Source organism: Flavivirga jejuensis (assembly GCF_030540765.1).
Taxonomy (GTDB): Bacteria; Bacteroidota; Bacteroidia; order Flavobacteriales; family Flavobacteriaceae; genus Flavivirga; species Flavivirga jejuensis.
The window spans coordinates 925968-933891 of the sequence record NZ_JAUOEL010000002.1 but is presented as its reverse complement, the minus strand read 5'-3'; the positions used below and the strand labels follow the sequence as shown (position 1 = coordinate 933891).

Below are 7924 nucleotides of genomic sequence, written 5' to 3'. Positions count from 1 at the left end.
CTCTGAAACAGGTATGGAAACACTAATTCAATATCGATTATTTTACAATTTGGTTTGTTTCAGCAATGTTACGTCATTATATCCGCTTGATAATTTTTTTTATCTCAATTCTCTGAATGACACTTACCTTTTACAAGCATGGAATGACAAAGTTCATCATTTTGTAGAGCTTGAGCGGTTACTAGTGTTATGTGCACCTCTATTTTATAAACTTTATTGTTTTTGTTAAATGATCCTTATTAATGGTTAAAAAATAAACTCCATTAGATATATTTTCTAAATCAATTGAATTCAGTTTGTTTTCAAACGTCCCACTTTTTATAGCTTTTCCGCTAATTTCGAAAATCGAAAATCTGCTATCTATAAATTCTTTCTCAATTTCTATATTTAGATAATCATTAATTGGGTTAGGATAAAATTGAATTTTTATGTCATTTAAGATGTTTTTATCTATGCTTAATGGTGCATTTTCCAGTTTAACCAAACCATTAGAAGTACCAATCCATTTAATACCATTAACATCAATATTTAGAGCCAAAATTCTATTGTTAGGAATCTCAGAATTTGATGTTAAATAGGAATTACATTGGCTAAAATTTAATAAACCACCAGTGTCACATTCTGGACTGGCACCAACCCAAATGTCATTATTTGTATCAATCCCTAATGAGGCTGTTTGGCAATCAAGTAAGCAAGAATTGTTCGAACCTAAATAGTTGAAATATTCCCAATTGCTACCATCAAAGCTTTTTATTCCATAGCCAGCACTCATCCATTTTTTATTGTTGTTATCAATTCTTAAAGAATTTGCGCTTCCAAACCAATTTCCAACAGAATTGTCATTGTAAATATTCCAAATAGTTCCTGTAAACTCTACAAGCTCATTTGCTGTAGTTAACCATACATTATTAGTATTGTCTATTGCTATTGATACAATTGAATTAGTTGGTAAATCTGAGTTGGTTGTATTATAATTAGTCCAATTAATTCCGTCGAATTTAGTAAGACCAGATGAGGTTCCAATCCAAACATTACCAGCAGCATCATTAGCAATGCAATTAATTTGGTCGTTAGGTAAACCCGAATTGGAAGTTGTGAAATTTGTCCAATTTATGTCATCAAATTTCATCAAACCGTTTTGCCAGGTTCCAAGCCATTTATTATCAAGGTTATCAATGGAAATATCGACAATTTTGTTTGTTACAATATTTGTAAAAAATGTATAATCGTAATTAAAAGTCATTTGACCAGAAAAAGTTTCTTGATGAATTATATTGTTAGAATTTACATTATAAAACACTATGTTAACAGATGATGAATTTTCTATATAATATTCAATTTGAAAATCTGTTGCATTGGCAGGTATGTCTATAGTTAAAACATTTGTTGTAGAATTATGATTTGAATTAATGGTTGTTTCTGTACCATCAGAAAAGTGAATTAATGTTGTAGCATAAACAGACACCCAATTTTCCAATACTCCTGTTGAAAATTCAATTTTATGAATATCTGATGTTCCTTGTGAATTATCAGTGTTAAATAGCGTCCAGTTAGTATTATTAAATTTTGCAATTCCAGCAGGATCATTATTAAAGCTAGAGGCAATCCATTTGTTACCCTGACTATCAAATTCAATATCACCGATTTCATTGAATGTCAAGTCAGAATTAGTCGTATTATAAATAGTCCAATTTTCTTGTGATAAAAGAGGAATTGAAATAATAAGAGTTAGAACAATAATATAATTTTTTTTCATACGCTTTTTTTAATCTAAAAATTCTCCGACCCTTGGGTCTGGGGTTCCAATTAACCTCTCCTTTGGAGAGTTCAGAACTGCAAAAAAAGGCAGTTCTGGGTGAGGCAAAATAACAAAATTCGATTTTTGCCTCTATAAAGGCAAAATGAAACTGGCGAAATACCTCTATGGCTTGCCTCGGGGATAGTCAGTTTCAAGAATTTTTTTATTGTTGCACAAGATACAAAAGTGTTTGGCAAATGACTGAATTTTAGCACATTGTATTGTGAAATGTAAAAAAAATATCAAGAGAAATTATTTGTTAAAACGAGTGCTTTTTTCTCAATTCATACCGATATAATATAATTATTTCTTTATGAAACTAACATTTTGTAAAACTCTGATAATTATTTAGTTATTGGCTTTTTTTGTTTTAAAAACGCTCATTTATTCGATTCATAATTCTTTTTTAGATACCATTAAAGTAGCATAAAATAGCAGCATAAAATGATGCCATATAGATAGAATAATCTAATTAAAATTTATTTGCAATAAAAGTTTAATTACATTAAGTTTGTGTAACAGAACAGAACAGTACAGTATGGCATATAAAATAAAGAATAAAGATTTTTTTTTCAAAGTAAATCACAATAGCGATACTCCTAAATATCAACAATTAATAGATGCTATTAACTATTCTATTACTAATAACGAATTCTCTATTGGAGATGCATTGCCCTCTGTAAACTCTATTTGTAAAACCTGTCAATTATCTAGAGATACTGTTTTTAAGGCCTATTCCATTTTAAAAGAACAAGATGTTATTAAGTCTGTCCCAAATAAGGGGTATTACGTAGCAATAAAGATTATGAAAGTACTTTTAGTACTTGATACTTTTAAGGCTTATAAAGAAGTGTTGTATCATTCTTTCATTAATAATTTGCCAAAAAACATTATTACAGATGTGCAATTTCATCATTATAATTTTGAGAATTTTAAGACGATTATAAATAATAGCAAAGGAAAATATTATAAGTACATTGTTATGAATTTTAATCATAAAGAGATCCCCTCTGTTATTTCTGTCATTGATAATGACAAGTTATTACTGATAGATTGGGATATTAATAGGGAGGCGCATAATAATTTTGTTTTTCAAGATTTTGGTAAATCAGTCTATGAGATTTTATCAGAATCTGCAGATTTGTTTAAAAAGTATAAAGCCATTCATTTTATATACCCAACATTCACAAATCACCCCGAAGAAACAGTCTTAGCCTTTAAGAAATTTTGTAAAGCTTTTCATTTTGATTATAAAATAATCACCAATGCCAAAGATTTGAATATTGAGAAAGGCATCGCCTACATGAGTGTAAGTGATAGGGTTTTAGGGCGATTTTTAGAACAATGTAGAATCCAGGAATTTGAGCCAGGGGTCGATGTTGGTTTTTTATCTTATAACGAAACCCCAATGAAAAAGTTTATTTATAAAGGTATTTCTGTGATTTCGACAGATTTTAAAGCTTTAGGAACTAAAGCTGCCGAATTTATTACAAAAGGAGACGGTATGCAGTGTTATGTACCTACAAAATTAATATTAAGAGACTCATTATAATTATGTATTATTTAGGATTAGATATTGGCAGTTCGAGTATCAAGGCTGCTTTGGTTGAGATAGAAACAGGCAAAAGTATAGATGTTGTACAAGAGCCAAAAGAAGAGATGACCATGTTCGCCAAAAAAAATGGATGGGCAGAACAAGATCCAGATGATTGGTGGGGGCATATCTGTAGAGCTATAGCTAAATTAAAACAACAACATAATATATCAAGTACCCAAATAAAAGGGATTGGAATATCGTACCAAATGCATGGTTTGGTGGTGGTTGATAAAGATGGGAACCCTTTACGAAAGAGTATTATATGGTGTGATAGTCGCGCTGTTGAAATTGGGAACAAAGCATTTGAAACCATTGGAGAAGCAACCTGCGCATCAAACCTTTTAAACTCGCCTGCAAATTTTACAGCATCAAAATTAAAATGGGTTAAAGAGAATGAACCAGATATTTACGACCAGATTGATAAATTTATGTTGCCAGGTGATTACATTGCCTATAAATTTTCAAACGTTATAAACACGACGATTTCTGGATTGTCTGAAGGGATTTTTTGGGATTTCAAAAATAACGAAATCGCCAATGTCCTCTTAGAGCATTACGGTATAGACAAAGCATTGGTTCCAGAAATAGTAGAGACTTTTGGTTTACAATCTGTAGTTGATAAAAAAGGCGCGTTAGAGAGTGGTATTGCAGCAGGCACACCTATTTATTATAGAGCTGGCGATCAACCTAATAATGCTTTATCATTAAACGTATTTAACTCAGGCGAAGTCGCTGCTACTGGAGGTACATCGGGTGTTGTGTATGCTGTTACTGATAATTTATCGGGAAAAGAAAGTACCCGAGTTAATAATTTTGCACATGTAAACTATACAAAATCTAATCTAAGTATAGGAAAGCTACTCAATATTAACGGTGCAGGTATTCAATACCGCTGGCTACTTAATAATTTAGATGTTATTTCGTATGAAGAGATGAACGCCTTAGCTTCAAAAATCCCTATAGGTTCAGATGGGGTGTGTATGTTACCATTTGGTAACGGTGCAGAACGCATGCTTAATAATAAAGATATAGGCACAAGATTAGTTAATATTAATTTAAATAATCACCATAAAGGGCACATGTGTAGAGCAGCTTTAGAAGGCATTGCTTTCTCATTTGTTTACGGAATGGAAATATTAAAGTCTGATGGTATTAAAGCAAAAGTAATTAGAACGGGGAATGATAACCTGTTTCGGTCAGAAATATTTGCAAATACCGTGGCTACTTTAATAGGACAAGAAATTGAAATTTATAATACCACGGGGGCTATTGGTGCAGCCCGAGCAGCTAATTTACACAAAGGCGATTTTAAAAGTTTTGGAAAAGCAATTATGGATAACGACCATGTGATGACGGTGATACCTTTTAAAGATAAACAAGCTTATGTAGAGGCATATAATAACTGGAAAAAAGAGTTAGAACTCATATTAAATAAAAAATAAAAGTATTTGGGCGTTACCCTACGGGTCGGGTTTTCCGTTGCAATCTTTTTTTCGTTCCTCAAAAAAGGATTTTCACTGCAACCCCTAACGTAAAAGGGTAAGGTCTATTTAAAACAAATCAATTAAGAGAAAAAACAATTTTAATTATGGCAATTATTGGAGACAAAGAATACTACAAAGGTATTGGAGACATTAAATTTGAAGGAAAGGATTCAGACAACCCTTTAGCATTCAAATATTACAACCCAGAACAGGTTGTAGCAGGAAAAACGATGCGCGAGCATTTTAGATTTGCAATTGCGTATTGGCATACATTCTGCGGAGAAGGAAGTGACCCGTTTGGTCCAGGAACTCAAAATTTTGAATGGGACAAATCATCAGATCCAATTCAAGCAGCAAAAGACAAAGCAGATGCTGCTTTCGAATTTATTTCAAAAATGGGATTTGATTATTTCTGTTTTCACGATTTCGATTTAATTAAAGAAGGAGCCACTTTTGCAGAATCTGAAAACCGATTGGCTACCATTACAGATTACATAAAAGAAAAAAAAGCCGCATCGGGTATTAAATTACTTTGGGGAACAGCAAACTGTTTTTCGAATCCACGTTACATGAATGGTGCTGCAACCAACCCAGATTTTGATATCGTTGCAAGAGCTGGCGGACAAATAAAATTAGCTTTGGATGCTACTATGGCTTTAGATGGTGAAAACTATGTTTTCTGGGGTGGCCGTGAAGGGTATATGTCGCTTTTAAATACAGATATGGGACGTGAGTTAGACCATATGGGGCAGTTCTTAGCAATGTGTAGAGACTATGCCAGAGGTCAAGGATTTAAAGGTAATTTCTTTATTGAGCCTAAACCAATGGAACCTTCAAAACACCAATACGATTTTGATACTGCAACAGCAATAGGTTTCTTAAAAGAATATGGTTTAGATAAAGATTTTAAAATAAACATTGAAGTAAATCACGCCACTTTAGCACAACATACCTTCCAACACGAAATGGAAGTAGCAGCCAAAGCAGGCATGTTAGGAAGTTTAGATGCCAACCGAGGCGATTATCAAAATGGTTGGGATACAGACCAATTTCCTAATAACATCCAGGAAACCACAGAGGCTATGCTAGTATTTTTAAAAGCAGGCGGTTTACAAGGTGGGGGCGTAAATTTTGATGCAAAAATTAGAAGAAATTCCACAGATATTGAAGATGTATTTTACGCACACATTGGAGGCGCAGATACCTTTGCACGTGCTTTATTGATTGCGGATAAGATAATGACATCATCACCTTATGAAAAACTGAGAAAAGAAAGATATAGCTCTTTTGATTCGGGAAAAGGAAAAGATTTTGAAAATGGAAAATTAAGTTTACAAGACTTATATAAAATGGCTCAAGAAAATGGAGAACTGCAACTAAAAAGCGGTAAACAAGAGTTGTTTGAGAATATTATAAATCAATACATATAAACTAAACAGACTAAACTAAACTAAGCATTATGGGAACATCAACCAATTCAAAATACTTAATTAAACTAACATTAGTTGCAACACTTGGCGGACTTTTGTTTGGATACGATACAGGTGTAATTTCAGGAACAGTAGGTTCTTTAGAAAGTTTTTTTGTAATACCTAAAGGCTTATCTGAAGGTGCAGCAAATGCCTTTAAAGGGTTTTTAGTAGCCAGTGCTTTAATTGGATGTATTATTGGAGGTATTTTTGGTGGACTTGTAAGTAAAAAGTTAGGTAGAAAAAAAGGACTTATTCTAGCGGCCATATTATTTTTAATATCAGCATTAGGTTCTGCTATGCCAGAAATGCTTATTGCACCTATTGGTGAGTTAGACCATACGTTTTCTACAATTTTTATATGCTATAGAATTATTGGTGGTATAGGTGTTGGGTTAGCCTCTATGCTGTCGCCACTTTATATCGCCGAAATAGCACCAGCAGATAGTAGAGGGAAATTGGTATCTTTTAATCAATTAGCTATAGTTGGTGGTTTTATGGTGGTTTATTTTGTAAACTATTTTATATCAAGAGGTGGCGGTTCAGATGCCTGGTTAAATGAAATAGGTTGGAGATGGATGTTTGCTTCAGAAGTTATTCCAGCTGGATTGTTTTTAGTTCTATTATTTTTTGTGCCAGATACACCACGTTCTTTAATGTTGAAAAACAAACCAGAAGAAGCCTTAAAAGTTCTTGTAAAAGTAAATGGGGAGGAAGAAGGTGTCAAAATTTTAACCGAAATAGAAAGTTCTGTGCTAGATACTTCGGGTAAATTATTATCATACGGTTGGTTAATTATTATAATAGGTATCGCACTTTCTGTTTTTCAGCAATTTATTGGAATAAATGTAGTGTTATATTATGCTCCCGAAATTTTTAAATCTATAGATCCAAATACAGATGGCGCTTTATTATTAACCATTATTGTGGGAATCGTAAACTTTTTATTCACCATCATTGCCGTTAAAACAGTCGATAAATATGGTAGAAAACCACTCATGCTTATTGGTGCTTTGGGAATGGCAGTAGCTATGCTATCGCTTGGGTTTGTATTTTTCTCGGGTGCAACAGGTTATTTAGCTTTAGGGTGTATGATGTTGTATGTGGCAAGTTTTGCTTTAAGTTGGGGGCCAGTAGTTTGGGTATTGCTTTCAGAAATTTTTCCTAATAAAATAAGAGGAAAAGCCATGGCAGTAGCAGTTGCAGCACAATGGGTTTCTAATTACTTAGTGTCTTTAACATTTCCTATGATGAACGATAATTCAGTTTTAACAGAACAGTTTAATCACGGTTTTGCCTATTGGGTTTATGGCGTCATGTCGTTATTAGCTATGTGGTTTGTTTGGAAATTTGTTCCTGAAACCAAAGGGAAAACCTTAGAAGAAATGGAAGGTCTTTGGAAAAAATAGAACAATGAGTAAATAGAAGTATAATTATTATTATATTTTTATAAAAAACAGCCTAATAGAAGAAACAAAAAAGAGGCTGTCTAAAACGTGTTATTCTGAATGACATGTTTTAGACAGCCTCTTTCAATAAAATGAATTTTAGATATCTGAAATATATTCAAATCTAT

Annotated in this window: 5 protein-coding genes; 4 read left to right on the top strand and 1 reads right to left on the bottom strand. The window is 32.7% G+C overall.

Annotated features, from left to right (window positions below; genetic code table 11):
* Window positions 1-199 precede the first annotated feature (199 nt).
* Entirely contained in the window at window positions 200-1756 is a 1557-nt protein-coding gene (locus Q4Q40_RS08840) for a T9SS type A sorting domain-containing protein (protein ID WP_303301423.1), read from the bottom strand.
* A 580-nt stretch (window positions 1757-2336) separates the two neighbouring features.
* On the opposite strand from Q4Q40_RS08840, the gene Q4Q40_RS08835 reads away from it, so the two are divergent.
* From Q4Q40_RS08835 to xylE, 4 genes are all read left to right on the top strand, one after another.
* A complete protein-coding gene (locus Q4Q40_RS08835; protein WP_303301422.1) occupies window positions 2337-3350 on the top strand; it encodes a GntR family transcriptional regulator in 1014 nt (337 codons plus the stop codon).
* 2 nt (window positions 3351-3352) lie between these two features.
* Complete coding sequence (locus Q4Q40_RS08830; protein WP_303301421.1) at window positions 3353-4837, top strand: xylulokinase; 1485 nt, start codon at window positions 3353-3355, stop codon at window positions 4835-4837.
* A 146-nt stretch (window positions 4838-4983) separates the two neighbouring features.
* Window positions 4984-6309 (top strand): xylose isomerase, encoded by a 1326-nt coding sequence (gene xylA, locus Q4Q40_RS08825; protein ID WP_303301420.1) that lies wholly within the window; start codon window positions 4984-4986, stop codon window positions 6307-6309.
* A gap of 29 nt (window positions 6310-6338) precedes the next feature.
* Window positions 6339-7757 (top strand): D-xylose transporter XylE, encoded by a 1419-nt coding sequence (gene xylE, locus Q4Q40_RS08820; protein WP_303301419.1) that lies wholly within the window; start codon window positions 6339-6341, stop codon window positions 7755-7757.
* The last annotated feature ends 167 nt before the right edge of the window (window positions 7758-7924 follow it).